This window comes from Thauera sp. ZXT1-4, assembly GCF_052598215.2.
This window is the reverse complement of sequence record NZ_JBQWSN020000094.1, coordinates 1-1,694: the sequence shown is the minus strand read 5'-3', so window position 1 is coordinate 1,694 and position 1,694 is coordinate 1. Positions and strand designations below refer to the sequence as shown.

Annotated in this window: 1 protein-coding gene; it reads right to left on the bottom strand. The window is 66.4% G+C overall.

Features of this window, described 5'->3' with window-relative positions; translation table 11 throughout:
• Positions 1-242: 242 nt before the first annotated feature.
• Positions 243-1,604, bottom strand: coding sequence for an IS1380 family transposase (locus ACUH78_RS19195; protein WP_445334441.1), 1,362 nt, complete (start codon positions 1,602-1,604; stop codon positions 243-245).
• Positions 1,605-1,694 lie beyond the last annotated feature (90 nt).

Below are 1,694 nucleotides of genomic sequence, written 5' to 3'. Positions count from 1 at the left end.
CCTGAATCCGTGTTGTCTTCAGCGCGTACCCGCTCCGCGAGCCCCAGCGCATGATTTTTCTGCTGCCTGACTCCCAATCTCAGCTCACCGCAGCCCCGAGCACCGTCCTTTCACGGCCCGGAGGCCCGGCGAGCCGGGCTTACGGGGGGTGCGCTACGTCATTTTCCTGCTCCCACGCGGCCGTCGCCCTTTCGCCGCAGCGAAATGGCCTCGATTCGGAGAATTCGGCCGCCGGATTTGCATCACGGCGAAGCCACCGCGCACAGTCGCGCCTGCACCGTGGTGAACACCTTCACATGCGCGGCGACGCCGCGTCCGAAGTCCAGCACCAGGCGGCGGGCGTGTTCGACGAACTTCGCCGCACGGTACATCACCTCCTGCAGCACTGTCTTGATGCGTCGGCGCTTGGCCGGGTGACGGATCGGCGAGAGCTCGCCGGTCAGCCCGAGTTGGCCGATCAGGCGCAGGCAGTTGTAGGCGAACGCGGCCAGATGCACGACCGCGTCGTTGGTGTCGAACTTGCCCGAGGGCAGGCGCTCGAGGTCCAGGTCGGTCTTGATCTCGGAGTGGAACTGCTCGTGCGTGCCGTGGTGCTTGTAGAGCTCGATCACGTCGGCCATCGCCACTTCGAGGCTGGTCCACCAGCCTTCGATCTCGATCTCGGGGGTCAGCAGGTGCTGGCCCTTCTTGTCGATCGTGCGCTCGGTCACCCGCACCACCAGACGCAGCGTGCGCTTGGCCTTCTTCCAGGCACGGTCGATCTTCAGGTCCAGCAGCCCCACCCGCTTGCCCGCGCGCACTTCCTCGAAGACGCCGGCGGCCTCGGCCCGGTCCACCCAGGCGGTCTTGTCCTGACGGCGCGGATTCCACTTGGTGAGGTAGTCGAACGAACGCCCCAGCGCTGCCCAGCGATCGCGCTCGTCGGCCAGCGCGAACAGCAGCCGGGCGCTGTCGAAGCCGCTGTCGGCCCGCCACAGCAGCTTCGCATCGGCCGCACACACCCGGCGCAGGCGCGGGAACGCGCGCTCGAAGAAATACTCGGTCTCCAGCGCCGAGTGGTGCGACCCCGCGCGCAGCTCCAGGCCGAGGTTCCAGCCCTCGTTGCCCAGGTACAGCGCGATCGGCGTGTAGCCATCGACGCCCTGGTAAGTGCGGCTGACCGCCTCCTTCTTGGTGTCGGAGTTGTCCATCACGAAGGTGTCCAGATCGGCGCAGACGTAGCCCTTGTGCGCCGTGATCGGCGCCTCGGTGCGCTCGAGCAGGCGCAGGCTCAGCTCGTCGGTCAGCTCGCGCAGCTCGGCCGCGCGGGCATCGAGCCGTTGGCGCATCCACACGCTGCCGGGCACCTTGGCGAGCCCGAGCGCTTCCTTGAAGAAGCGGTCGCCGCGAAACGGCTCGATCGCCTCGAAGTCGCTTTTGCCCAGGCTCAGCAGCCCCACCACCGACTTGACCAGGTCCGAGCTCCGCATACCCTGCGACACCGGCAGCCTCGGGTCGATCACCGCCTCGACCTGTGCCGCCTGGCAGCACTGCCCGATCAACGCCAGGCCCGAGTAGGACGTCAGATTGAGCTTGGCGGATTGCTTGACTTCGAAGCGCGGCATGGTCGGTTGGGTGAAAGGCTCGGATGCGTAATTATACAATTACATCAATGCGTTAGGCTGGATTTCCGGCTAAGCGAACACGGATTCAGG